We start from the raw sequence: 25,362 nt of genomic DNA, 5'->3' as shown, positions 1-25,362 counted from the left end.
CGTAACTAGACGACCAAAATAACTCCACCATCGCTAGCATACATAGTGCTGACACCTCTCATATTTACAACTAAGATGTCTTTGAATTTGGCCATCGACTCCATTTTTTTCTTTAATGATAGAGCACGCTCTGGGCAGTTGCAATGAGAAATTGCAAGAATCTTCTCTTCGCAATTGGTAGTAACATCCATTACACACTTTGTCATCTTATCAATTGCATTGTTCATGCCGCGGCCCTTTGAAAGCTGCTGAATATAACCATTATCTGTAGAACCCATAACTGGCTTGATATTTAATGTATCAGCAAGCACTGCCTTAAGTCCAGATAAACGTCCAGACTTTCTGAAAGTCTCAAGGGTCTCAAGCACGAAGAAAGTATGCTGCTCTGCAATATATTTATCAACTGTAGCTATAACCTCTTCAAAAGACATGCCTGCATTCTCACACTCTGCAATTTTAAGAGCAATAAGAGTCTCTCCAATAGAAGCAGATTTGGAATTGAAAATGTGGATGTTCTTTGACTCATCCTCTTCCTCAAATAGGTCTCTACCAAGGCATGCACTGTTGTATGAACCTGAAAGCTCTGCTGAAAGTGTTACAACGTAAATATTATCTGCGTCGCATTCCATCTCCTCCATAAATGCATTAGGTGATGGACAGGCAGATTTAGGAGCATTAGGGCTCTTAGCCACCTTATCTATAAAATAAGCCTGATCAAAAGTCTCATCATCTATAATATGCTCACCATCAATCTCGAGGGTCAAAGGCACATTTACAAAATGTCCGTCTTTCTTCATTTCCTCTGTGAGCTCGCCACAACTGTCTACAATAATTTTATACATAGTATTCCTCCGGATTTCTTAACAGGTATATCTTACCACCAAAAGAATACCACGTAAATAGTTTTTATTAATCCATCACGTAGTTTTCAAAACCACATCTGTATATTATCTATTTTCCTTACTCTTTCCACTGAATTGTCAGTACATTTGCGTCCTCATCCAAAAGATAATATATAGAACTAATCTCTGGGACATATTCTGAAATATGCTTTTCCTCAAAGAAATACTCAATCACTCGGTTATACAAATCAGAACTGCTAAACTTTAAGGAATATTCGTCATCACCTGCCCTATATGACTCAGCAAGTCTAGTACCAATAGAGTCTGTTCCAAACCAATCGTAGTAAAGTCCCTGGTGAACATAATAATTGTCTGCATTTGACATACACTCAGGAATCTCAAAGCTACTGTTAATTACATGATTCTGGCTTATCTCCTCGGAAGTCATAGCCATGTATGCATAGTTCACTCTCTTTGCAGTATCCTGATTTTGGTTCAAATATTTGCTATTGCCCCAGGTCACATCCATGAAGTAGTATGCACCATCCAGATATACAAGATTCCATGCATGATTCTCATTATTAGCAGTGCCGCTGATTATTGTACTTCTGATGCCAAGCTGATCTAACAGATACCATGCTGCATCAGCATATCCCTGACAAACAGTCTCGTTATACAAGAATACACTGAGAATATTTTGGTTTTCCTTGCTATCTTCTTTGTAATCAACCTTTTCAATTAAAGTCTCAAATACGTAAAGCGCCTTGTCAAAATCACTTGCATCTGTGCTGATTCCAGACAGCCACTGTGATACAGCCTCATCCACACTATTCTGATATGCCTTCTTTTGCTGCTCAGTCATAGTGTATCTTGGCAAAAATTCTAGGCTTTCAACCTTTTCCCCGGTAGTATATGAATTGTACTGATAACCATTAACCCAAAAAAGGTTACCATAGTCTGCCATCATAGCTTCATATGCAGTAGCAAGCACATCTTCATCCGTAGTAGTAAGCACCACACTTTTATTGTAATTAATTATGCAGTTGTAAATTTGATCATAAGTCTTCTGTGCAACTTCAGAAATATGTTGATATGCATATCTATCATAAGATACGCTAGGCACTGTAATTGGTTCTGGAAGATTATATTCAACCGTCTGGTTATTATTTATTTTCTTATCTAATAGTGCTTTTCCACCTATGAGTAATCCCGCAATTATCATAAAAGTGGATAGAGTTCTAAGCAGAACTAGTATAAATCTCTTCAATAACTCACCTCTCTATAAAATAGAGTTTTGCTTTGCAAAACTCCAGCAGTGGGAGCTGGCAATTGCTGTAAGCAATTAAATTCATCTGCCAGCGAAACACATCTTTCAAGCGCAGCTTGTTTTTTGCTTAATAGGATATTACAAAGTAATTTCCTACTTAAGTAAAAAAAGTGGCAGCGTTATCTCTAACGCTGCCTCTCCCCCTTAATCATTCTTTGTATTGCCTAAAGCTTGTTTTTCATAACATAACCAAAGGTATCCCAAAACATATGATTAATGAAAACTTGATTAACGTACAACAGTTACGTTAACAGCCTGTGGTCCCTTTGCCCCATCAGTTACTTCATACTCAACTGTAGCACCCTCTTCAAGAGTCTTGAAACCCTCTGAGTTGATGCCGCTGAAGTGAACGAATACATCGTTGCCAGCTTCATCTGAGATAAATCCGTAGCCCTTTGAATTGTTGAACCACTTAACTGTACCTTTGCTCATGCTAAAGTACCTCCAATATATTACTTGCCGAGCTTTGCTCGACTAAATTTAGTTTAACAGAACACTTTTTCAAAGTAAAGAAAATGTCCGAATATTTTGAACAAATTTCAAATTTCGTTACTTATTACATATTGGAGTTTGGTCACTTGGTAAAAATCACTTTACTGAGCAGCCGCTTTTTCGGGCAAAATGCCAGTCGTTCTAACTAATATCTTTGGACCACCCTTTTTCTCTATGTAGTCCTCTGTAATTATTACTTGTCCAATATTATCATCCTTAGGAATCTCATACATGATATCTAGCATGAACTCCTCAATGATTGAACGAAGTCCTCTAGCTCCCAGTTTCTTATCAAGTGCCTTTCGAGCAATAGCATGAAGGGCGCCATCATCAAATTCAAGCTTTACCTCGTCTAGTTCAAGCAGCTTTTGATATTGCTTTATAATCGCATTCTTTGGCTCTCTTAAAATACGAACCAACATGTCCTCATCCAGCATCTCTGTTGCGAAGACAATAGGAAGACGTCCGATAAACTCTGGAATCATACCGAACTCTCTCAAGTCCTCTACAGTAACCTTTTGAAGAATGTTCTTATCCTCATCGTATTTATCCTTGAGATCTGCCATAAATCCCATTGAAGAATGCTTATTCAATCTAGCCTTTATAATCTCATCCATAGCAGGGAATGCACCGCCACAGATAAAGAGAATATTTCTAGTATTTATTGTGGTGGTAGGTACCATTGCATTTTTGCTAGACGCTCCAATTGGTACTTCCACATCTGCTCCCTCTAAGAGTTTTAACATACCCTGTTGAACAGATTCACCACTTACATCACGCTGATTAGTATTTTTCTTTTTAGCAAGCTTATCAATCTCATCGATGAAAATGATACCCTGCTGACATCTCTCCACATCATTGCCTGATGCAGCTAAAAGCTTGCTGACAACTGATTCAATATCGTCACCGATATAGCCTGCCTCTGTAAGAGATGTGGCATCAGTTATAGCAAGAGGTACATCAAGAAGTCTTGCTAATGTACGAACTAAATATGTCTTACCAGAACCTGTAGGTCCAAGCATAAGCATATTTGATTTCTCAATTTCAATATCATCCATTGTGCCAGTAGCTACACGCTTGTAGTGATTGTAAACAGCTACAGACATAACCTTTTTAGCATAATCCTGTCCCACAACATATTCATCAAGCATGGCCTTAATCTTGTGAGGTGGAATGATATTATTGATATCAATTGCAGGAGCCGGTCTATCCTCTTTTTCCTTGGCCTCTCCATATCCATGTGCATTTTTAATTTTAGGTCCCTCACCAAAGAGAGAACCGAGATTTAAGAAGCTGATATTTGGCATCTTATTCATGTCCATATTGTTCTTTGAATTATCGCCGCCACCAAATCCAAAGCTTCCCATTGTATCAAAGGTACGTTGCATACAATCCTTGCAAATGCTCATACCTGGCGCCATCTTAATAAGTGGACCTGTGATAGTATCTGGTCTATGACACATGTAGCAAAACTCAATAGGCTTATCATCCTTTTTATCATTATTGCCATTCTTGCCATCCTCGTGGCCAGTTACTTCTTCTATAATTTCATCTGAAATATCTACTGTATTTTCGTCTGGGTCAAACTCTCTAAAATCCTGATTTGACATAAATAACTCCTAACTAACTACTTACTATAAATAACCATCTTGTCCTTATGCTGAGCAACAATGTCATCAATTGCCTTGATTTTACCCTTAACAGCATATTCAATCTGCTTAATCTCCTGTGTAAGAGGATTAATCTCTTTGAAAATCGCCTCCATATGTGGCTTCATCTGCTCTGGTGTATATTCATCATTGAACTCAAGTACTATCAAATGACGTACTACTTTTGTAGCTTCCTCAACCTTTGTAAGGAAGCCAATTGATAAGATATCCTCATGGCCTGTTCCATATTCAACAAGCTTCTGGCGGATAGCGGTAATCTCCTCTGTCTCCTTTGGAAGACCAAGAAGAATCTTCTGACCTGCCTTCTGCTTCTCCTCATGAATCATCTCGCCTTGATTTTCTCCAAACTCGTGCTTATATCCAGGGGTATTTGTGATTGTATCAAGGTATGGAATTGGAAGTGTACAAGGTACCTTATTAAATGGATTGATAGCGATACCTGCATATACATCACCACGCTTAAGCATGCCATAAAGCTGCTGGAAACTAAGTATCTGTGTGTGGACTTTTTGACCATCCTTAGTAAGTCCCTCCCATCTGCGAAGAGACTCCCAATCTGTAAATAATGGAAGCACCATGCTGTCCTTGCCCTCAGGTGTACCTGTAAGCTTAACGCTAGACTTAAGCATATAAAATGCCACCTTAGTGTTCTTATCTATCTGAGCTATTCCCTTATCATTAAGCTTTGGCTCAACGTCAAGCTTGATAGGTGTAATAAAATGAGCATGGCTAACCCAATAAGATAATACTGCATGGTAATTATTGTCTTTGCCATATGAAGCCATACCTGTAATAACGCCAGATAATGCCGCATTTTCTACAAGTGTCTTAACACCTGCATCAGCCTCAGGTCCTACGTTGGTAAGTACTGCAAACTTTTTAATCGCAACATCCGAATCAAGTTCAAGCTGAAGGGAAACAGTAGTATCTTCTGCCTCATCCACAATAGCTGTTCTATTATCTAGCTTAGCTTCGATAGCAATGATTTTGGTACTAACAGGCTGCACTCCTGGTTGATAAATAAAAACCTTATCAGCCTTTGTAATCTTACCATTCAGTGTACCAATAACAACTCGCCCCTCACCATCTAGCATAGTAGTGACATTTTCTACTAATACAGAAAAGCGTTCTGTACTATCCTCATCAGTAATCTCTGTATTTTCTAATGTAAGCTTCTCCTCTGACTTTTCAGCTGAATGCTCCTTTTTTTTCTTGTCAAATAAACCCATAACAAAAACTCTCCTTAATTTAGTAATCTTTAACATTATAGTCTATCTTGGGGTAAAAAAAAACACCATCCAGCCCGAAATGGGCCGGATGGCAAAGATTTAATAATTATTAAATTTATTTAATTTTTAGCTAAACCTAGAAAGTATATGTTGTATCGTAGTATCTATCATAGTAGCTAAGTGAGTCCTTAAGATCCTCTACTGATTCATAGATGCTGTATGAAGGTCCTTCATCATACTCATAAGAACATGTTGCCTTATCAGCACTGATAACTACTTTGTAATACTGATTGTATACATATGCGTCAACAGTCTTGCTGCCATTAGAAACTGTAAGTTTGAAAGCGAAGAAAGTCTCAGCATAGCCGTCATCATCTGCTACCATGGCACCAATATACTCAACGTTCTCTAATGTATACTTATCGCCAACGCTATCTTCGAAATCCTCTTTGATATTCTCTGTAGCTTCGCTAATCATATCAGCTGCATTAGTCTCATTGATTTCATTAGCATCTTTAACGTATGAACCAAGTCCCTCTACAGTGTATTTCTTCTCTGTAGCTGTTGGGATGCATCCATAATTCTCAGCACAGTACTCAAGGAGCTCGTCCTCGTCATAGTATGGTCCAAATGTAAGAGTGATCTCATCGCCTTCCTCAAGGTAATAATCCTCGTCAAATGAGAATGTAACATCATCATATACATCTCTATCATTTACGATTTCGTATTCAACTTCACCGTTTCCTGATACACCAGTATATTTAATTTCGATATCTTCAAATGGATCAAATGTATCACATTCCTCCAGTCCATCTACTGTGAACTTCTGAGTCTCAGCCTTGATGATTACGCCATACTTCTTCTTAATCTTCTCAGCCTTAACCTTGTATTCAACCTTTACTTCATCGCCGTTTGAAAGCTTTGAGCTCTTGTCAATCTCATATGAGAACCATGGACCAATTTCGCTCTCCATGTACTCAGCCTCTGTGAAGTAAGATGTGAAATAGTCTTCCTTCTCGTATCTTGACTTATCCTTGAAGCTAGCCTTCTCGTATACTACCTCCCAGAACTCCTCATCAAGCTCTACTGTTGCCTTACCAACAGTATCGTAACCTTCAAATTCAACAGTAAGATAATCTGCTACATTAACTGTATGTCTCTTCTCATTTACAAACTTAAATAAGAAGCAAGCGCCAACGATAAGAGCAACAAGTACAATACCGCCAACAATATATCCCCATGTAGGAATCTTCTTAAAGAAGCTTGGCTTCTTTGGAGCTGCAACCTGTGGCTGTGGAGCTACTGTAGGCTGTGGAGTAACTACTGGCTGTGGAGCAACTGCAGGCTGTGGAGCTACCTCTGGTGTAGCCTCTGCAGATACCTCAGAAGCAACTTCCGAAACCACCTCTGAAGCAGCAGGCTCCTCAGGTGTAAACTCTGGTGCAACCTCAGGAACATCCTGCTTAGCACCACAATTAGTACAGAACAATGTACCGTCTTCTAACTTTGTACCACAATTTTCACAAAACATTTTAACTACCTCTCTAAACCGGATTAATAACCAAACATACTACCGAAAGAGCCATAAATCATATCTTCAACAAGTGACATAACTGCAGCTGAAGCAATCTTACCAGCGATAAGTGCAGCTACTACTGTAACAATACCAACTGTAATAAGATATACAATAGCGCCCTTGTTCTCTGAACCTGTATGCATTACATGGAATACATATGCTGTATGAACAGCACCAATAACAACCCAAACTACAACAAGTGCGATTGCAAATGAATAGCCCTTAAGTCCAAACACAATACTAATAAGAACTGTAAATAAGCTAGATGTAAGTGTTGTGTAACTGAAAGCTGAAAGTGTATTTAGGAAACCACCCTCAACGGTCTTTGTCAAAAATGAAACAACTGCAAGGACAAGCTTAATTCCAAGAACTAATAAAGTAATCTCAAGAGCTAAAACAAAATCCTTAAAGCATAAGCTGAAGCAAAGAAGTGAAAGCACAATGAAAATGCCGCCAAAGATAAACTGAGCTGCATGTGTTGTAGCTGCATAAGCCTCCTCTACACCTGCAAGTGGTGCTGTAAAGAACTTCTTGATGAGGCTACCCATCTGAGGTCCTATGTTGCTAGCAATAACTGATGCCTGTGTAGGCTGTGCTGAAACTGTAACCTGAGGCTGTGGTGCTACCTGTGGCTGTGGAGCTGCCTGTGGCTGTGGTGCCGCTGCTGCTGCTCTAGCTGCCTGTGCTGCCTCGCAATTACATACCTGTCCTTCTTCTATTTGGCTTCCGCAATATTTACAAAATGCCATATTCCTGTCCTCCCTATTTATAGATTAAAAATACGCTAGAAACATTATTGCATATTATTAAAATAATATCAAGTAATTATTTTAAACATACTTTTTGATTAAGTCGTCAACGATTGGAACATTGATAGTCTGGTGCTTAAGAGCCTTAACTGAAAGTACTAAGAAAAAGATAGTTCTCACAATATCAATAACATCTGTAATTAATTCAAGACCACTTGTAAGCTTGTATGAATCCCAACCAGCATCGAGAACGTTTGCTAATGTACCAAACCATCTAACAACATCTGGTAAAAGATAAACTGCATTCATGAAAAAGCTAAATACCATAAGTGTAACGATAGCCTTAACTGCCATCTCCTTAAGCCACTGATCATCCTCCTTTAACAGTACATAAAGCACCATAAGACCAGCGAAAACGTAACCGCCAGCAAGGGCTCCAACAAAGATACCTGCTGCTAAAAGTTCCTTAGCAATACCTAATTTTGATTTTTCCATCATAAACCTCCGCGTTTTGAATAAAATTAATGCGTTTTGACGCACTCTATGTACTAGCTTAACATATCTAATATAAATATTGTAGCTTTTATTTTTATTCAGATTTTACACAGTTTTGGGGCTTTTTCTTCTATAAATATACTGCTATAATAATTCTGACAATTAATTGACACTTCAGCTTAGAAAGGGAGGTAATCTATGAGCGGAAAGAAAGGTTTTATTGGAGAATTTAAAGAGTTTATTCTTCGCGGTAATGTTATGGACATGGCTGTCGGTGTTATCGTAGGTGGCGCATTCACAGCTATCGTTACTTCTTTGAATGAGGATATCCTTACACCAATCCTTGGTATCTTTGGTGGAACAGATTTCTCTGAGTTAAAAGTAACACTTGGCTCTGGCGAAAATGCACCTACTCTTCTTTATGGAAATTTCATTACAGCAGTTATTAATTTCCTTATTACTGCTTTTGTTATTTTTATCATTATCAAATCAATCAACAAGGCATCAGAAAAGGCTGCTGCTCTTGTAAAGAAAAATAAAGAAGATGCTGAGGCTGCTGCTCCTACAGAAAAGGAGTGCCCATACTGCTTCAGCAAAATTGATATTAAGGCAACTCGTTGCCCACACTGTACATCAGAATTATAGGCCGCTAGTTACCTATAGTCCGCTAGTTACATTCACAAGCCTTAGATTCTCTTCGCTAATCTAACACGATTACCTTGAGAGAACTAAGAGCTTGTGAACTACTAGCTCATTAAAATAAGCCCCGCTATGCGTATGCACAACGGGGCTTTTACTATGCGTATTTTACTGGATCAAGCCAAGTGCACCACAAGCAACCACAATAATTCCAAGTGCAATTCTGTACCATCCAAATACCTTAAAATCATGTTTCTTGATGTAGCCCATTAAAAACTTAATTACAAACATTGAAACTACAAATGCTACAACCATTCCCACCAATAGGATGGCTGCTTCCATTCCCGTAAAATCAAGGCCAAACTTTACTATCTTAAGTAAGCTAGCTCCCAGCATAACAGGAATTGCCAAATAGAATGTATACTCAGCTGCAACAGTTCTTGATACGCCGATAATCAAAGCACCAACAATTGTAGCTCCCGAACGAGATGTACCTGGGAAAACAGCAGCTATAAGCTGAAACATACCTATAAGGAAAGCTGTCATATAAGAAATATCTGCAACAGCAGTAATCTTAGCATTTTTACCTGCATTCATATTTTCAACAATAATAAATGCCACACCAAAAACAATAAGAGCAAGTGCCACTGGAATTGGGTGATAGAAAAGTTCTTCAAACAAATCATCCCAAAGCACTCCTACAACAGCCGCTGGAATACATGACAGTAAGATATGAAACCAAAGTACAAAAATATCTTTTTTAACCCACGCGCCCACACCCGATTTGCTAAGTGGAGCCACATTTGTCTTCTTGCCAAATGGCCAAATCTTATTCCAGAAAATAATCACTACCGCCATAATGGCACCAAGCTGAATAACCACCTGGAACATGCTGTAAAACTCTTCAGAAACATCAAGCTTTACAATCTCATCCAAAAGAATCATATGTCCAGTACTACTAATAGGAAGCCACTCTGTAATTCCCTCTACGATACCAAACAAAATAGCTTTTATAATTTCTAACATTCCACTATCCTCCATTAACACCTCCTAGTTACAGCTACAAGCTATTAGGAGGTTATTGTGTCTTATTAATTAGAAAAACACTGTCGGGAAATCCCAACAGTGTTTATCATATCATATTCAATTGTATAAGAAAATGTTATAGGGTATTACCCTCTACAACTTTCCCTTGCCATCCATTAGTATGGCGCTTCTCCTCACGTTGACGCTCAGCCTCTTCTAACTTGGTCTGCATAATTGCCTCGTTAAGCTGAAGCATCTTAGTATCCATCATAGATACAATCTCAGAACACTCTCTCAAGTCTCTACTAATGTAATCAGGCGCATTACCCTCGAACTTATAGTATATCTTGTGCTCAAGGCTGGCCCAGAAATCCATACCGATTGTACGTATCTGAATCTCCACCTTTGTATCTACTGTCTTATCTGACAAATAAATCGGAATCTTAACGAGCATATGATAGCTCTTATAACCCGAAGGCTTAGGATTCTTGATATAATCCTTAATCGAAATAACAGTAACATCAGTCTGACGACCAATCATCTCTGCTATCTCATAAATATCTGATGTAAAGGAACATACAATTCTGACACCTGCAATATCATTACAATGCTCAATCATACTAGGAATCGAAACATCGTAGCCATTCTTCTTAAGCTTCTTAACAATACTCTCAGGAGTCTTAACTCTAGTCTTAATATATTCAATTGGATTATATTGATGTACCTGCTGAAACTCATCATTTAAAATCTCAACCTTGGTACGGAATTTCTTAATCGCGGATTCATACAAAAGCATGACGGTATTCCAAGAATTCACGCCATCGTCCTGAAACATATTCATGTCCACAATTCTCCACCTCCCATCTAGGCTCCCACTTATATATTACCATAAATCCCCCTTAATTTTTATTAATACTTTATTAAATATCTCCCATCCGCCCAGATAATCCCTAGCCGCGCCAAAAAATAGGCACAGGTGCGCCATCCAGTGAGTGTCCATTCACTGATTTTGCCATTCGAAGATGCTGTACGTGTAAGACAGACATGGATGATATATAAAAAAGCTTCCAATCAAGAATTAGGATAATTGCGTTCATAATCCTTTCGCTAAGTGAAATTAAAAAAATGAGTTTTGTATGTATTAGCACCGTACTTTATGCAACGTCGTGTTGCTTTCGTACTCTCGCCGCCGTCCATGGCGGCTCGTGCTAATACATTGCAAAACTCTTTTTTATTTCACTAAGCTCACTCCAAAATCACGCAATTATTCCTAATCTTGCCTTGGAAGCTATATTTAAAAATATATGTGTCTGTCTTCCACGAACTGTAGCATCAGAATTGCAAAATAATCGAAAGAACTCCCACCATAGAAGAACCGCACCTGTGCCTATTTGCTGGGCGTGGATTAATCCTATAAGATGGGAAATATTTAGTCTTCGTCAAGGATGTGGATTTCCAAGTAGTCGAAAGGGATTTCGTCTACGAAGTTGTCGCGAGTGAATCGGGCCTTGCCGTGGCGCTTGAACTCGCGGATGGTAGAGTCTAGCCATACTGGCTTGCTGGTGTCGAACTCGTAGCTTGCCTTATCTACTGCTGCAAAGATTTTGTGTGTGCGAGTCTCCTCAGAGTAGTCCTCCCACACATAATCCTGAAGCATATGATTGTCTTTCCATGATTTAAACCAAATACGCATAAAACCTCTCTAGTAATTAATATCTTTGACGATGTGTTTCGTACATAAGTAGACTGGCGGCAACTGATGCATTGAGAGACTCAAGCTGTCCCTCCATAGGTATTTTAAGATATGAGGTAGCCAAGTCTGCCATCTCATCTGTAAGTCCGTTGCCTTCGTTACCTATCATAAATGCAGTAGGCCCCTTAAAATCAAGCTCAGTATAGAACTTGTCTCCCTTGAGGTGTGCTGCATATACAGCCACACCGTATTTATCCTCAAGTGTCTTGATTGTATCTCCCAAATCAGAAACTATCAAATGTGGCACCCTAAAAATACTGCCCATTGTAGAGCGCACCACCTTTGGAGAATAGATATCTACAGTAGTGTTATTCATGATAATGCCAGTGGCACCTGCCCCCTCAGCTGTGCGGACAATAGTGCCCATGTTGCCAGGATCCTGCAATGACTCCAGGATAATAATATGCGCTGGCCTTCCTGAAGTGGCTCCTAAAATATCCTCCAAAGAGAAATCCTGCATCTTAACTAATGCCAGCACTCCCTGTGGTGTAACTGTATCACACATTGAGTTGAATACTGATTTTGCCACCTCTTCACAAGGCACATCAGAAGCTTTTGCCTTAATCTCGGCCAAAAATTCTTTGCCATCGACAGAGTCGCCAAAGCCCTCTATATAATAGATGGCATGCAAAAGGTCGCCCGGCACCTCAGCTACCGCGCGAATCCCCTCAACCACAAAAAGCCTTTGAGCGCGACGCTCTCTGGCTTTTTTGTTAAGTGCAATTATGTTTTTAATCTGATTGTTATTAGTACTTGTAATCATTGTTCAAAGACTTGCAAATCTGATACTGATACTCATCAACATCCTTCTTCATAGCAAGTGCCTCATCGATATCAAAGTCGATGAACTCACCGTGTCTGTAACCAACTACACGGTTAGTCTTGCCCTCGCAAAGAAGGTCAACTGCCATAGCACCCATTGTAGATGCATATACACGGTCCTTACATGTAGGTGAACCACCACGCTGCATGTGACCAAGAATAGTAGCACGTGTCTCAATACCTGTAGCTGCCTCGATACGCTTAGCCATAGAAGTAGAATGACCGATACCCTCAGCATTGATAATGATGTGGTGCTGCTTACCTTTCTTACGTCCCTCGATGATGTGATTAACAAGCTTCTGCTCATCGTAATCATATCTCTCTGGAAGAAGAACATCCTCAGCACCGTTAGCAATACCGCACCAAAGAGCGATATAACCAGCGCCACGTCCCATAACCTCGATAATAGAGCAACGCTCATGAGATGTAGATGTATCACGAACCTTATCGATAGCTTCCATAGCTGTGTTAACAGCTGTATCGAAACCGATTGTGTACTCTGTACAAGCAATATCAAGATCGATAGTACCTGGAAGACCGATTGTGTTAATTCCGAACTTAGAAATCTTCTGAGCACCCTTGAAAGAACCGTCACCACCGATAACAACAAGACCGTCGATACCAGCTGCGATTGCATTCTTAGCTGCCTTCTCCTGATACTCAGGATCAAGCATCTCTAAACAACGTGCTGTCTGAAGAATAGTACCACCACGCTGAATAGTCTCAGAAACGCTGTGTGCATTCATATCTATAATTTCACCAGAAAGAAGTCCCGCATAACCTCTTCTGATTCCCTTAACTGTCTTTCCTCTGGCAATAGCCTGACGAACAACGGCACGGATAGCCGCATTCATACCAGGGGCATCACCACCTGAAGTAAGAACACCGATAGTTTTTACTTTATCTGCCATTTTGATTATTCCTCCTAATATCCCGCTTCAAAACAATTCCTTGTAATTTTATACTCTTTTGTAAACGTTTTCAATAGGCATTTTATCAATTATTTGCTAGTATCTACGCTTTCCACTGTCGAATTTTATCTTCTTTTCCACCACCTGGACATTTTCCTGTCCAAAGTTTTGGTATAGAACCTCAAGATTTTCTAGGGAAGCAGCCAGCGTCCAGTTAGGACCCATACGCTTTATCGCCTTCTCTTCTGTAAGGTAAATAGCCAGTCCATCGCTTCCATCCATCTGTCTGATAATCTCAGTCAACTGGCCCTCTGCAGCTTCATAAGCATCTTTATTGGCAAAACGAATCCAAACTTCTCTTCCACAATCATCAAAAGACTTGATATCCTGACAAATCAGCTTGGCATCCTTTTCTTCCTCAACCTGAACTCGACCCTGAATGAATACCTTATTACCCTCTGAAATTAGAGAGCGAGCCTTCTCGTAGCTGTTAGGGAAAATAACCACCTCTACTGTGCCGGTCAAATCCTCCAAGTTGATAAATGCCATGGCCTTGCTCTGCTTGGTGTATTTAATAGTAACGCCACTAATCATGCCGCCAATTACAACCACACTATCATCTTCTACCGCTGCCTGACCTGTCTCATCATCCACCATAAACTGGGAAGCCTTTGCAGTAATATTTTTCTCAAGCAATCCAATATAATCATCAAGAGGATGTCCACTTACGTATACACCCATTAGCTCTTTTTCAAGGGCAAGCTTGATTTCCTTGTCAAATTCCTCTGCCTCAGGAAGGGCAATTTTCAAATCTTCTTTTTGCTCATCATTTGCAAAATCAAAAAGTGACATCTGCCCCTGAATGTTATTTTTCTTGCCGCTGTTAACTGAATCTAAAATAGAAGGGAAAATCAAACATTTCTGACGACGATTTCCTTCCATAGAATCAAGAGCGCCTGATTTAATCAGGTTCTCAATAGTACGCTTGTTGGCGTCGTAGTTGCTAACGCGATTGATGAAGTCCTCCAAATCTCTGAATGGACCATTTTTCTCTCTGTCGTAAATAATAGCATCTATAGTATTGCGACCGACAGATTTGATAGCGTAAAGGCCATATCGAATCTTGCCATCATCAACAGAGAATCTTCCGCTTCCGCTATTTACATCAGGAGGCAGCACATCGATTCCGTTGGTTCTGCAGACTGCAATGTACTCAGAAACCTTGCCATTGTTATCGATAACAGATGTCATAAGGGCAGCCATAAACTCAAGTGGGTAGTATCTCTTGAGGTAAGCTGTCTGGATGGCAACAACCGCATAGGCTGCTGCATGACTCTTGTTAAATGCATACTTGGCAAAATCAACCATGTGGTCGTAAATCTTGTTGGCAACTTCTGCCGAGATGCCATTGGCCACGCAGCCAGGAATCTTAGTAATTTTGCCTGTGATGTGATTTTCAATCTGTCCACCGTTAACGAAAATCTCACGATTCTCTTCGATGACATATTGCTTTTTCTTACTCATGGCACGACGAATTTCATCAGCGCCACCAAGAGAATAGCCAGCAAGCTGCTGAACTATCTGCATAACCTGCTCCTGGTAAACGATACATCCGTAGGTAGGAGCAAGAATCGGCTCAAGCTGAGGACAGTCGTAGGTAATCTCCTCACCTGAGTTCTTACCCTTAATGTAATCTGGAATGAAATCCATAGGGCCTGGACGGTAAAGGGAAATACCGGCGATAACATCCTCGATAGAATGAGGCTTAAGCTCTTTCATGAAGTTCTTCATGCCGGTAGATTCCAGCTGGAAAACGCCCTCGCATTTACCTGCAGAAATCATATCCATAACAGCCTGGTCATTGTAATCAATCTCATCCATGTTAAGCTTCTTGCCGTAGTTTTTCTCCACAAGCTTAACAGCATCATTTATAACAGTAAGAGTTCTAAGGCCGAGGAAGTCCATCTTCAAAAGGCCAAGCTCTTCGATTGTAGTCATGACAAACTGAGTAACAATGGTACCATCACCGCCGCGAGAAAGTGGAACATACTCATCCATTGGCTTGCCGGCAATAACAACACCGGCAGCATGCATACCAGTATTTCTAGGCAGACCCTCAAGTGTTCGGGCAACATCGATGAGATTTCTCACCTGATCATCCGCCTCGTAGAGAGCCTTCAACTCAGGATTCATGGAAAGAGCCTTGTCCAAGGTAACACCTAAATCGGTAGGAATCATCTTGGCTACGGAATCCACATATCCATAAGGTAAATCCATAACTCGACCTACGTCGCGAATAACGCCACGAGCCTTCAAAGTACCGAAGGTAACAATCTGAGTAACGCAGTCCTTACCGTATTTACGAACTACATAGTCGATAACCTCGCTGCGTCGCTCGAAGCAAAAATCAATATCTATATCAGGCATGCTGACACGCTCCGGATTAAGGAAACGCTCAAACACAAGTGAATATTTGATTGGATCAATATTAGTAATACCTGTTGTGTAACTAACCAATGCTCCCGCCGCAGAACCACGACCTGGTCCAACAGGAATTCCATGGGTACGGGCATAGTTGATGAAATCCCATACTATAAGGAAGTAATCAACGTATCCCATATTTTTAATAACATCAAGCTCATACTCAAGACGAGGCTTTAGCTCCTGTGCTCTATCTCCATAGCGTCTATCAAGTCCCTCGTAGCAGAGCTTGTTAAGATAAGTCCAAGAATCATATCCCTCAGGCACCTCAAAATGAGGAAGCTTGGTCACGCCAAACTCAAACTCCACGTGACATCTATCAGCAATCTCCTGAGTGCGAGCAACTGCTTCCTTGGCGTAAGGGAAAAGCTCAAGCATCTCCTCCTCAGACTTAACATAAAACTCCTGAGTCTCAAATCTCATTCGATCCTCATCGTTAAGCTTTTTGCCTGTCTGAATACAAAGCAGTACATCATGGCTGTCTGCATCCTCTCTATTTGTATAATGGCAGTCATTGGTAACAACAAGAGGAATGCCTGTCTCACGAGAAAGTCGCATAAGCCCCTGGTTAACAGTCTGCTGCTCAGGTATACCATGATCCTGCATCTCAAGATAATAGTTGCCCTCACCGAAAAGCTCTAAATATTTAAGAGCAACTGCTTTTGCCTCATCATACTGCTGACGATTGAGAGCTCTTGCCACCTCACCTGCCAAGCAAGCAGACAAGCAGATAATACCCTCGTGGTACTTCTCGAGAATCTCAAAATCCACACGTGGCTTGTAATAATAACCATCCACATATCCCGCTGAGACTATCTTAATCAGATTCTGATAACCTGCATTATTCTCCGCCAATAAAATAAGATGATAATATCTATCCTCACCCTGAACACGCTCACGGTCAAATCTAGAGCCAGGTGCCACATACACCTCGCAGCCAATAACAGGATTAATGCCTGCATTTTTACATTCTTTATAAAAATCAACTACACCATACATGTTTCCATGGTCAGTGATTGCCGCAGCAGTCATGCCCATATCCACACACTTTTTTACATAGGATTTTATTTTATTTGAACCATCTAACAGTGAATATTCTGTATGGGTGTGCAGATGTACAAAACTCATACACTTTCCTTTCTAGCTTAAGAAGTCTTGCCTGCATATTTCATAATAAGCAGTTCAATAGCCATTTTATCGTTTAAAAGTCCAGTATTAATCTGCTGTAGATACTGGGCTGAATCATTCAAAATACCGTCAATCTCTGATATAGTCATAAGCTTTGCTCTAGGGATTGTCATCTTGATGCCGTACTCACTTTTCGCTCCCATTTTATTTGCAATGGTGCGATAATCGTCACCAGCATCATACAATTCTTTGATTACACGCATGCGTCTAAACTCAGCAATCAAAGCACCTAAAATCTCTCTAGGATTAGTATCAAGAGCCAAATGCTTTTGGTAAATGTCCATGGTCTGTCTCAGATTTTTCTCTGAAATGGAATTAACCAAATCAAATACCTTGGACTCTACGCCGGCAACACATATAGCAGACACATCTTCAGATAGAATCTGCTCTCTGTCTCCCACATAACTAATGAGCTTTTCAAGCTCTGTATCCATGTTGCTCATGTTGGCATGGGTCATCTTAAGGAAAAGCTGAAAAGCATCCTGCTTCATCATCTTGCCCTCGGCCTTGAGCTTGGCGCCAATCCACTTGGCTAGGTCCGCATCATTTAACATGGTAAACTCAACTGCAAGTCCAGCAGAGCTTGCAGTCTTAAATAGCTTGCTGCGGCCAATTCCTGCGTCCTCAAGTACTATAAAAATAACATGAGATGGCAATGCAGCAAAATACTCTATTAAATCTGGCTCATCTTTTTTCTTAGCAGTAGCAGATCTGCTGGCCAGATTGCATCTCTCTAAAAGAATAACTCTATACTGAGTGCCATCAGCACCTACAGGCTTGGCAAAAAAAGGCATGGTCTCAGCCAAATCGATAATCTCTCTATCACTGATATCCTTGCCATGATATTTGGAGAAATTCATAGTATCTCCCTCGTTGACAAGAGCCTTAATCAGCTTGTCCTTAAACTGCTGCTTCAGGTATTCCTCGTCTCCGTAGAGCAAATATAAATTTCTAAATTTTTCATTTTTAATATCTTCGTTAATTCTTCTCATACACTATTATTCCAAATCCTAATAGGCCATTTGCCCTCGATTTTTATTGTATCAGATTTCATGTTTTTATCACAGTTTATTCAAACATACATTGTATTCTATATGTACTGAAACTCAAATATTTCACCTACAGGAGGATGGCTCATGGATAGCAGAGAAGACCTGATTAAAGGATTAAGTCAAGCAATGAATGGCTCTAAAGAAGATGAACTGGGCCGTCAGTTTTTCGCAGACACCAACACCCTTAGAACTGGTGCCGCAGGTGGCAATACAGAAGTCAGTGTTTTAGTGTCTAAGGAAGAATTTGCAGGTATTGCAACTGGCCTTGTAAAATACCATATTACAGACAGACGTGGCATCGAAGAAGGTAATGACATTATTTTCAATGAAGTGGAATCTGATGGATTTACCCAGACAGGCCACAAGCTGACCAAAAGAGTTATCAATGTAAAATCCTATCTGCAGGTCAAGGGCCTAAAAGACGGTTTTTCTATTGTTTCTTTCTAATTAAATTTTAATGTAAAATGCGCCATTGGCGCTAAATTATAAAGGGCTTTGGTACCTCCCAGTTTAGTTGGATCCCAAAGCCCATTTTTTTTGCAAAGCAAAACTCTATTTATTCTATTATTTCGTATGTCTTGCTGAAAATATCTCGCTCAATGATGTAAACATCTGAAGTATCGGTCTTTGATACTGCCATAAAATCTCCTGGCTTGCCAAGGTAATAGCTATCTGGGTCCCAGCGAGTAAATACCTTTGTACGTATCTTGATTTCTTTGGCATAAATCTCACCGGTGCCAAGGGAAATACATGAATGAGCAAATGGCAATAGATTCTTGCTATCGCCAGTCTCCACAGCCTTAATGGTAGGCGCATATTGACCTGGATAATTGTATGGCTCAGAGATAGGCTCATACTTTTTAATGAAATCATCCCATTTCATAGGATAAATCTCACCCTGAATACCAATAGCAATAACAGTATCGTCAGTAACTGGCATATCCACGTCACCCTCAAGGGTACGAATAATGCTGCGAGTACCTGCAGGCACCACATCTGTGGCCTTCACATAGCCCACCTTAATTCGCTTCTTGCGATATGACTGCATACTAGAAGTATCTGCCTTATAGCTGTCAGCATAGATAATCTCAGTATTTCTAAAGTAAGAATGCATGCGACTTCTGAAGAACTGTTGAATAGTAGGCGCTGCATAGTCCATTTCCTGAAGCTCTAAAAGAGCACGTCTAATGGAACCGCCGGCCTTGACTCTGTGTCCGCCACCATCTCCAACACCGTTGCAGATAAACTTAGCTAGCTCGTCAGCCTTTACTTCTCTGACACAGCTGCGCACTGAGATTTTGATACCACCCTCGTGAATAGAGTAGACAAGACAACAGTCCACATCCTCCACCTCAAGCAACATATCAGAAATGATACCAAGGACATTAGGGTCACAAGGGTCAGTTTTAACGATTGTATAATGGTAATCCCTATAATACTCAGAACCAAGCAGGGCGATACCTGCAATCCTAAGCTCATCCTGGGAAATATTTGAATTTTTAAACTTTGTAATGATAGAAGTGCTGAATCTTAGCTCATCTCGCATATCCATATCAAGAGGATGATGAACCTCGGAAAATCCATTACTATCTGTCATGAGACCATAGTACAATGCAGTAGCTAAAAGAATATCATCGTTAACCGGAAAATCTTCCTGACGAAGCATATCCCAAACTACAGTAGCGCAACTTGCCTGATAAGAGCGAATCTCTGAAAGTTCTGGAAGGGAACGAGATACCTGATGATGATCAATGATGGCAATATTTTTCGCCTCGAACTTCTGAATATTACCCTCTCCATACTGACTGTCCACTGTGACAATCACATCTGGAAGCTGTCCCTTTTCTATACCTAACAATTCATTTATCTGCTCTTGATAACGAATATAGTGAACTTTGATAGATAAATCTGACACCATCAACTTAAGGTTACTTTTGGAAATTTCAAAATTGCCGCCGTAAATAAACCTGACGTTTTTCCCTTTGGCCTTCAGGTATTTGACCACCGCATAACCAGACGCCAAAGCATCTGCATCAGGATTGTTGTGGCACTGAACTATTATATTTTCGAATTCTAATAACTGTGATAATCTCATGAAATTATTATAATTTTTTTCATGTTGAAAATAAAGTACGAAAGCCGGAAAAAAAGGAGCCTGGATTTCTCCAGACTCCATTAAAAATCAGTTATCCTAACTCTTCCCATTCATACCCCTTAGCGTACATAGAATCAATTAACGCATCTAGTGGCATTGGCTTTGAAAAATAGTATCCCTGAGCCATATTGCATCCGATTTCCTTTAAGAATTCATAGCTTTCCTCAGTCTCAACGCCCTCGCAAAGCGGAAGAATTCCCATGGCATTGGTAGCACTTACAATGTATTTCATAAGAGGCTTTGATTTTGGATTTTTCTCGTAACCTCTTAAAAATACCATATCAAGCTTTAGTACATCGAACTCATACTCAGCAATTGTATTAAGAGACGAGTAGCCACTTCCAAAATCATCAATCCAAACATCAAAGTCGGCTTCTCTAATCTTCTTAGTGGCATCCTTGATAATACCTGTATTATCATTAAATGCGCTCTCAGTAATTTCCACCTCAAGCATATTATGCGGAATCTGATATATCTCACAGAAATCAGAAAGCAGCTTAAACACATCACAGACTTCAAAATCAAGTCTTGACACATTGATAGAAACTGGAACTAGCTCCTCCCCCTGGTCGGCAAGTCTCCTGATATCCTGGCATACTTTTTTTACCACGAATTCATCTACAAAATGAATCAAGTGGAATTTCTCAAGCGTCTCCACGAAATAGCTAGGAGGAAGCATTCCATCATTTGGATCAATCCATCTAACAAGAGCCTCGTATCCGCATATTTTACCAGTCTCCACACGAATAATAGGCTGGTAGAATACCTTTATATAGTCATTGGCAATAGCCTCATCAATATGGTCAACAACAAACTGCTGACGGCGCAAGCCATCACGGATTATGTCATCGTAAATACAATAATTTACATCATGACGATTCTTTATACTATTACAAGCTAGTCGGGCATGATCACACGCCAGACCAACCTCAGCGTGAGGGTCCTCCATGAAATAAATACCAGCCTTGACCTTTACCTTTTTATTTACATCCTCTGTAAGAAGCATCTTTCTGTAGATTTCTTCTACATTTTCAATTACCTCGTCCTTTGGAGTAGTTGTAAATACAACAAAGTGATCATCAGAGAATCTGGCTACAGTAGCGCCGCTAAAAACTGTCCGGATTGTCTTTCCCAAATCCTTTAGGATTTCATCACCCATGATAAATCCATGGCGCTCGTTGTAAAGTTTGAAATTTGGAATATCAAAATGAATAAAGGCCACATCCTGACGTCTAAAATCCGGTGAATTTAGAAGCACCTGAACCTTGTTATAGAAAAATGCCATGGTAAGCAAGCCTGTAAGTTCATCAGTCTCACGATTGGCGGCAAGTACTTCTGCCTCGGCAAACGAGTTGCTTGCATTATTGGCATACTCATTCTCCTCAACATCCACTATGAATACATAGTAAAAGCTTCGGCCATTTGGCCAATGTAAAAGATGTCCAAAGTCCTCTATATATCTGACATCGCCATTCTTAGGAATAATTCTATATCTCACATAATCGTGGCGCTTCTCAGCGTAGATAGTCTGAGCTTCTATCTGATTTTCAATCTTGTGAAAATCATCAGGATGAACCATCCCCTTAAATGTGCCATCCACGTACTCTAAAAATTCATCAAAAGTTTTGCAACCAAAGAGCCTAATTACATTCTCATCTGCAAAGAGTATTTGCTCATTTCCGCCCGCTTCATATATGAAAAATCCACCTGGTAAACCAACTGGCAAACGCCCACTCATATCTGTAATGTAGTAATTGTCACTCATAGCTACCCCCCGGCCTTTAAGACACAGTCAACCTATTTTTGTTGATTGTAGCATTAAAATGTGAAAAAACTTAGTAAATATAATGAACCACATATGCACAAAACATCGTCTTTTTCTACTAGCTTATCCACATCTAATCTGTCTGTATCCGCAGCTGAAATTACCTGAGCTTCAACACCTTTTTCTTTTATTTTTTCAGCTAATTCTCCGGGCGACATGGTCCTGTCATTTGGCACCGCCATGGTGTAGCATTTTTTCGCTACTTGCAGCAATTCATCAAGGATAATATCCACCTCTTTATCCTTTAGTATTCCCATTAAAAAGGTAATCTTCTTATCAGGGAAATACTGCTGCAACGATTCTCTAAGGACCCTAGCCCCCTGTCTATTGTGACCTCCATCCACAATTACATATGGCTGCCTGCTTACAAGAGTGAATCTTCCAAACCATCTAGTATCCTTTATTCCATCCTCTATCATCTCTTCTGAAATATGGAATTTCTTGCTATTAAAGCACTCGTTAAACTTTTTTATTGCAAGAATGGCAAGTGCAGCATTTTCAATCTGATAGGTTCCAAGAAGTGAAGTTTCGTAAATACGGTCTATTTCAAATATCTGGCCCCTAAGATTTTGCCTGATTAATTTAGGTTTTTTAATGTAATCTATGTGGACCTTTTGCTTTTTGCATGTCTGACTTAGCACCTTTTTTACTTCCGCCTCTTGAATGGCAGATACCACCTTGGTGCCAGGTTTAATTATGCCAGCCTTCTCTGTGGCTATTTCCGTCAAAGTATTCCCCAGAATCGACATATGGTCGTAGCTGATTGGTGCTATAACCGTCACTATGGGCGCGGGGATGACATTGGTAGTGTCAACTCTGCCACCCATGCTTACCTCCAAAACCACCACATCGCATTTACGTTTTTTGAAATATAAAAAACCCATTACTGTGAGAATCTCATACTCGCTAGGGAGGATGCCTTTTTTAGCAAGCTTGTCGTAGGCAGGCTTTACCTCTGTAAAAACAGCAGCAAAATCATCGTCTGTAATCTCTTTTCCATTTACCACAAATAGCTCATTGTATCTGTGTAAAAATGGAGATGCGAAAGTGCCTATTTTCAGTTTCGCCTGATTTAAAATGGACGAAATATAAGCCACCGTAGAGCCTTTTCCATTGGTGCCTGCCACATGAATATACTCCAAATCCATGTGTGGATTATTTAGTTGTTCTAGAAGGGCAAGCTCTGCATCAAGGGAAAACATATCCTTCACAGGTGTCCCTGTATTTTTTGGTGGTTTAAAATGAGGCAATTCCTCAAAAAAAGAAATTGCCTCTTGGTAACTATATTTTTTCATAAAGTTTTACGCTCTCAAACGCCTTTAACAATGTGTAAATAATAGCTGTGTTAACTACAAGCATAATTGCTTCCTTAGGAAGACGGTAGAGAATAGTGTTGAAGTATCCAAGCTTTAGATAAAGCATGTTGAGCCAGATACTATTAAGTAAAACACCTACAACCATTGTGTATGTAACCATAGTCACAATCATGCGCTGAAGTGTTACTCTCTTCTTGTAAAGGAAAAGTCCAAAAATCACACCAGTCATCATACTACTGAATGTAAATCCAGGGAAAAATGGGCCAGTAGGATACATCAAAAATCCTCCTACATCCACAAGTATTCCCATAACTCCAGCAATACCAGGTCCAAGCAAAAGACCTGCCAAGCAAAGTGGCACAAAAGCAAATCGGATTTCAATAAACTGATTGATTGGAAATTTAAAATAACCAAGTACAATACCGATTGCTGTAAGCATTGCTGCAAGTGTGAGTGTTTTAGTGTTAGATAATTTTTTCATAAAAAATACACCTCCTTTGCAGTTCCTTTTGTCTACAATGAAGGTGTATATAAACCTCGCTATGTAGCAGCGGGATGCGACCATAAAACCGCGGGTTACCCTTCGTCTGCGTGACAACTCCCTGTTCACACAGCACTTAACGCTTTACAGTCTACTCTGCATTTCTAATTTTCCTGTATTATATGCGCAAGCCACGTTTAATGCAATAGTTTTTTATAATTTTGGCCCTAGGGGACGGGGTTAGTGGGCCATTTTAGAGCTCACATTTACGACCACATACTCTGACCTAGTTCCTGTTTTGAACTTGATAGCCCAGTCGGAAATGCCTGAGGATACGATGAAATTTGTATTATTGTGTTCCTCCAATCCGTAGGTACTGTCGTCTATCCCTGACCATACCCCAAATTTTGTGATAGGAATCATCTGTCCGCCGTGGGTGTGACCGCACAGTACCAGGTCAGCAGCAGACTGGGCCTCAGCAACATAATCGGCAGGCTCATGGTCCATAACTATTATGTATTTGCTGGTGTCTAAATCCTGTAAGAGCTCGTCCATTGTCAATCGGTCAGGATTATATCCCTTATCAGCTCGTCCCACTAGATAAAACCTATCGTCAATCAATACGGATTCATCTTCAAGAATATGGATTCCATTTTTCAGAAGTGTATTTTCCAAATCCTCTGCTGTGAAATCTCTATGATTAAAGTAACCCCTGTCGTGATTGCCGTATGCAAACCATGCGCCATACTTTAAATCCATCTCACCTATAGTCTTACAGGCAACCTCCAAATCCTCTTTTTTAGAGCTATCATCCACAAAATCTCCCACTATAAGCAATATATCCGGCGACTGAGCCTCAATAGTCTTTAGATGCTTGGCAAATCCTTCTCCATCAAATGTAGTGCCAATATGAGAGTCTGATATCATTGCTATTTTTATATCTCCAGTATCTTTTTCTGTAGTCAAGTTATAGTCTTTTTCCACCACGCTAGCGCACAGGTAATATCCAGTACCTAGAAATAAAATAGATGACAAAATAGCAAGCACTCCCTGCCAGTGTACTTTAAATTCTCTTTTAGAAAAACGCCTTACGATTCTTCCAAGTAACCCAAAAATCAAGAAGAAGCCCGTGGTATAGATTGTGATGGTAAGCGCATTTATCCATTCCAAAGTAAATGTAAATATCAAAAATAAAGCCACCAAAATCAAAAACGCCACAAGTTTATTTTTAATCACTTTAAACTTGGCAATGGAATTTGTCATATAGATAATTCCTAGAATTGAAGCTACTGCCGCTCCAACAAACATCAACATCCAAATCATAAAAATACCT

22 protein-coding genes and 1 riboswitch are annotated in these 25,362 nt (G+C 40.0%); of the genes, 2 read left to right on the top strand and 20 right to left on the bottom strand.

What is annotated here, in order from left to right; all coding sequences use genetic code 11:
- Nucleotides 1-5 precede the first annotated feature (5 nt).
- From BLP50_RS04180 to BLP50_RS04145, 8 genes are all read right to left on the bottom strand, one after another.
- Nucleotides 6-842 carry a DegV family protein gene (locus BLP50_RS04180; RefSeq protein WP_090151481.1) on the bottom strand — a complete coding sequence of 279 codons (837 nt, stop codon included), beginning with the start codon at nt 840-842 and terminating at the stop codon, nt 6-8.
- Between the two features lie 118 nt (nt 843-960).
- Nucleotides 961-2,109: a transglutaminase domain-containing protein gene (locus BLP50_RS04175; protein ID WP_090151479.1), complete on the bottom strand. Its 1,149-nt coding sequence runs from the start codon at nt 2,107-2,109 to the stop codon at nt 961-963.
- Between the two features lie 288 nt (nt 2,110-2,397).
- Nucleotides 2,398-2,601: a cold-shock protein gene (locus tag BLP50_RS04170; protein WP_028235478.1), complete on the bottom strand. Its 204-nt coding sequence runs from the start codon at nt 2,599-2,601 to the stop codon at nt 2,398-2,400.
- 161 nt (nt 2,602-2,762) lie between these two features.
- Entirely contained in the window at nt 2,763-4,271 is a 1,509-nt protein-coding gene (gene clpX, locus BLP50_RS04165; protein WP_090151477.1) for an ATP-dependent Clp protease ATP-binding subunit ClpX, read from the bottom strand.
- A 17-nt stretch (nt 4,272-4,288) separates the two neighbouring features.
- Nucleotides 4,289-5,560: an SseB family protein gene (locus BLP50_RS04160; RefSeq protein WP_176753677.1), complete on the bottom strand. Its 1,272-nt coding sequence runs from the start codon at nt 5,558-5,560 to the stop codon at nt 4,289-4,291.
- A 136-nt stretch (nt 5,561-5,696) separates the two neighbouring features.
- Entirely contained in the window at nt 5,697-7,091 is a 1,395-nt protein-coding gene (locus BLP50_RS04155; RefSeq protein WP_090151473.1) for a zinc-ribbon domain-containing protein, read from the bottom strand.
- Between the two features lie 23 nt (nt 7,092-7,114).
- A complete protein-coding gene (locus BLP50_RS04150; protein WP_090151469.1) occupies nt 7,115-7,885 on the bottom strand; it encodes a hypothetical protein in 771 nt (256 codons plus the stop codon).
- Between the two features lie 81 nt (nt 7,886-7,966).
- A complete protein-coding gene (locus tag BLP50_RS04145) occupies nt 7,967-8,380 on the bottom strand; it encodes a hypothetical protein (RefSeq protein ID WP_090151466.1) in 414 nt (137 codons plus the stop codon).
- Nucleotides 8,381-8,578: 198 nt separating this feature from the next.
- Here BLP50_RS04145 and mscL point away from each other — a divergent pair, with 198 nt between their 5' ends.
- Nucleotides 8,579-9,025, top strand: coding sequence for a large conductance mechanosensitive channel protein MscL (mscL, locus tag BLP50_RS04140; RefSeq protein WP_090151463.1), 447 nt, complete (start codon nt 8,579-8,581; stop codon nt 9,023-9,025).
- Between the two features lie 162 nt (nt 9,026-9,187).
- Here the strand turns inward: mscL and BLP50_RS04135 are convergent, their stop codons facing one another.
- The 7 genes from BLP50_RS04135 to holA form a co-directional block, all read right to left on the bottom strand.
- The gene (locus BLP50_RS04135) at nt 9,188-10,045 is read right to left on the bottom strand and encodes an undecaprenyl-diphosphate phosphatase (RefSeq protein ID WP_090151656.1); all 858 of its coding nucleotides are present in this window, start codon (nt 10,043-10,045) and stop codon (nt 9,188-9,190) included.
- A gap of 136 nt (nt 10,046-10,181) precedes the next feature.
- Nucleotides 10,182-10,880, bottom strand: a complete 699-nt coding sequence (locus BLP50_RS04130; RefSeq protein WP_090151653.1) for a GTP pyrophosphokinase — start codon at nt 10,878-10,880, stop codon at nt 10,182-10,184.
- Nucleotides 10,881-11,474: 594 nt separating this feature from the next.
- A complete protein-coding gene (locus BLP50_RS04125; RefSeq protein ID WP_090151460.1) occupies nt 11,475-11,738 on the bottom strand; it encodes a hypothetical protein in 264 nt (87 codons plus the stop codon).
- A gap of 16 nt (nt 11,739-11,754) precedes the next feature.
- Nucleotides 11,755-12,561 carry a TrmH family RNA methyltransferase gene (locus tag BLP50_RS04120; protein ID WP_090151457.1) on the bottom strand — a complete coding sequence of 269 codons (807 nt, stop codon included), beginning with the start codon at nt 12,559-12,561 and terminating at the stop codon, nt 11,755-11,757.
- A complete protein-coding gene (gene pfkA, locus BLP50_RS04115; protein ID WP_090151453.1) occupies nt 12,545-13,531 on the bottom strand; it encodes a 6-phosphofructokinase in 987 nt (328 codons plus the stop codon). Before pfkA ends, BLP50_RS04120 begins: the two co-directional genes overlap by 17 nt.
- Nucleotides 13,532-13,627: 96 nt before the next feature.
- Nucleotides 13,628-17,140, bottom strand: a complete 3,513-nt coding sequence (locus BLP50_RS04110; RefSeq protein ID WP_090151450.1) for a DNA polymerase III subunit alpha — start codon at nt 17,138-17,140, stop codon at nt 13,628-13,630.
- A 17-nt stretch (nt 17,141-17,157) separates the two neighbouring features.
- Nucleotides 17,158-18,192: a DNA polymerase III subunit delta gene (gene holA / locus BLP50_RS04105; protein WP_090151446.1), complete on the bottom strand. Its 1,035-nt coding sequence runs from the start codon at nt 18,190-18,192 to the stop codon at nt 17,158-17,160.
- 144 nt (nt 18,193-18,336) lie between these two features.
- Here holA and BLP50_RS04100 point away from each other — a divergent pair, with 144 nt between their 5' ends.
- A complete protein-coding gene (locus tag BLP50_RS04100; protein WP_090151443.1) occupies nt 18,337-18,699 on the top strand; it encodes a hypothetical protein in 363 nt (120 codons plus the stop codon).
- A gap of 109 nt (nt 18,700-18,808) precedes the next feature.
- Here the strand turns inward: BLP50_RS04100 and BLP50_RS04095 are convergent, their stop codons facing one another.
- The 5 genes from BLP50_RS04095 to BLP50_RS04075 all read right to left on the bottom strand — a co-directional run bounded on the left by BLP50_RS04095 (nt 18,809) and on the right by BLP50_RS04075 (nt 25,352).
- Nucleotides 18,809-20,347 carry a DHH family phosphoesterase gene (locus tag BLP50_RS04095; RefSeq protein ID WP_176753676.1) on the bottom strand — a complete coding sequence of 513 codons (1,539 nt, stop codon included), beginning with the start codon at nt 20,345-20,347 and terminating at the stop codon, nt 18,809-18,811.
- Between the two features lie 91 nt (nt 20,348-20,438).
- Nucleotides 20,439-22,172, bottom strand: coding sequence for a sensor domain-containing phosphodiesterase (locus BLP50_RS04090; protein WP_090151438.1), 1,734 nt, complete (start codon nt 22,170-22,172; stop codon nt 20,439-20,441).
- Between the two features lie 53 nt (nt 22,173-22,225).
- Entirely contained in the window at nt 22,226-23,527 is a 1,302-nt protein-coding gene (locus BLP50_RS04085) for a bifunctional folylpolyglutamate synthase/dihydrofolate synthase (protein ID WP_090151434.1), read from the bottom strand.
- Nucleotides 23,514-24,029, bottom strand: coding sequence for a folate family ECF transporter S component (locus BLP50_RS04080; RefSeq protein WP_090151433.1), 516 nt, complete (start codon nt 24,027-24,029; stop codon nt 23,514-23,516). The genes BLP50_RS04085 and BLP50_RS04080 overlap by 14 nt, the downstream gene beginning before the upstream one ends.
- Before the next feature lie 65 nt (nt 24,030-24,094).
- Nucleotides 24,095-24,190: riboswitch (THF riboswitch) on the bottom strand.
- Nucleotides 24,191-24,269: 79 nt separating this feature from the next.
- Nucleotides 24,270-25,352 (bottom strand): metallophosphoesterase, encoded by a 1,083-nt coding sequence (locus BLP50_RS04075; protein WP_090151430.1) that lies wholly within the window; start codon nt 25,350-25,352, stop codon nt 24,270-24,272.
- Nucleotides 25,353-25,362: the final 10 nt, after the last annotated feature.

Origin of the sequence: Pseudobutyrivibrio sp. AR14, from assembly GCF_900101325.1 — a bacterium.
In the GTDB taxonomy this organism is placed as follows: domain Bacteria; phylum Bacillota; class Clostridia; order Lachnospirales; family Lachnospiraceae; genus Pseudobutyrivibrio.
This window is presented reverse-complemented; position numbering and strand designations above follow the sequence as displayed.

Bases quoted from the DNA above. Each gene is read 5' to 3' on its own strand.
- BLP50_RS04180 (WP_090151481.1), bottom strand. From the start codon at position 842: ATGTATAAAATTATTGTAGACAGTTGTGGCGAGCTCACAGAGGAAATG.
- BLP50_RS04170 (WP_028235478.1), bottom strand. From the start codon at position 2,601: ATGAGCAAAGGTACAGTTAAGTGGTTCAACAATTCAAAGGGCTACGGA.
- clpX (WP_090151477.1), bottom strand. From the start codon at position 4,271: ATGTCAAATCAGGATTTTAGAGAGTTTGACCCAGACGAAAATACAGTA.
- BLP50_RS04160 (WP_176753677.1), bottom strand. From the start codon at position 5,560: ATGGGTTTATTTGACAAGAAAAAAAAGGAGCATTCAGCTGAAAAGTCA.
- BLP50_RS04155 (WP_090151473.1), bottom strand. From the start codon at position 7,091: ATGTTTTGTGAAAATTGTGGTACAAAGTTAGAAGACGGTACATTGTTC.
- BLP50_RS04150 (WP_090151469.1), bottom strand. From the start codon at position 7,885: ATGGCATTTTGTAAATATTGCGGAAGCCAAATAGAAGAAGGACAGGTA.
- BLP50_RS04145 (WP_090151466.1), bottom strand. From the start codon at position 8,380: ATGGAAAAATCAAAATTAGGTATTGCTAAGGAACTTTTAGCAGCAGGT.
- mscL (WP_090151463.1), top strand. From the start codon at position 8,579: ATGAGCGGAAAGAAAGGTTTTATTGGAGAATTTAAAGAGTTTATTCTT.
- BLP50_RS04135 (WP_090151656.1), bottom strand. From the start codon at position 10,045: ATGTTAGAAATTATAAAAGCTATTTTGTTTGGTATCGTAGAGGGAATT.
- BLP50_RS04130 (WP_090151653.1), bottom strand. From the start codon at position 10,880: ATGTTTCAGGACGATGGCGTGAATTCTTGGAATACCGTCATGCTTTTG.
- BLP50_RS04125 (WP_090151460.1), bottom strand. From the start codon at position 11,738: ATGCGTATTTGGTTTAAATCATGGAAAGACAATCATATGCTTCAGGAT.
- BLP50_RS04120 (WP_090151457.1), bottom strand. From the start codon at position 12,561: ATGATTACAAGTACTAATAACAATCAGATTAAAAACATAATTGCACTT.
- pfkA (WP_090151453.1), bottom strand. From the start codon at position 13,531: ATGGCAGATAAAGTAAAAACTATCGGTGTTCTTACTTCAGGTGGTGAT.
- BLP50_RS04110 (WP_090151450.1), bottom strand. From the start codon at position 17,140: ATGAGTTTTGTACATCTGCACACCCATACAGAATATTCACTGTTAGAT.
- holA (WP_090151446.1), bottom strand. From the start codon at position 18,192: ATGAGAAGAATTAACGAAGATATTAAAAATGAAAAATTTAGAAATTTA.
- BLP50_RS04100 (WP_090151443.1), top strand. From the start codon at position 18,337: ATGGATAGCAGAGAAGACCTGATTAAAGGATTAAGTCAAGCAATGAAT.
- BLP50_RS04095 (WP_176753676.1), bottom strand. From the start codon at position 20,347: ATGAGATTATCACAGTTATTAGAATTCGAAAATATAATAGTTCAGTGC.
- BLP50_RS04090 (WP_090151438.1), bottom strand. From the start codon at position 22,172: ATGAGTGACAATTACTACATTACAGATATGAGTGGGCGTTTGCCAGTT.
- BLP50_RS04085 (WP_090151434.1), bottom strand. From the start codon at position 23,527: ATGAAAAAATATAGTTACCAAGAGGCAATTTCTTTTTTTGAGGAATTG.
- BLP50_RS04080 (WP_090151433.1), bottom strand. From the start codon at position 24,029: ATGAAAAAATTATCTAACACTAAAACACTCACACTTGCAGCAATGCTT.
- BLP50_RS04075 (WP_090151430.1), bottom strand. From the start codon at position 25,352: ATGATTTGGATGTTGATGTTTGTTGGAGCGGCAGTAGCTTCAATTCTA.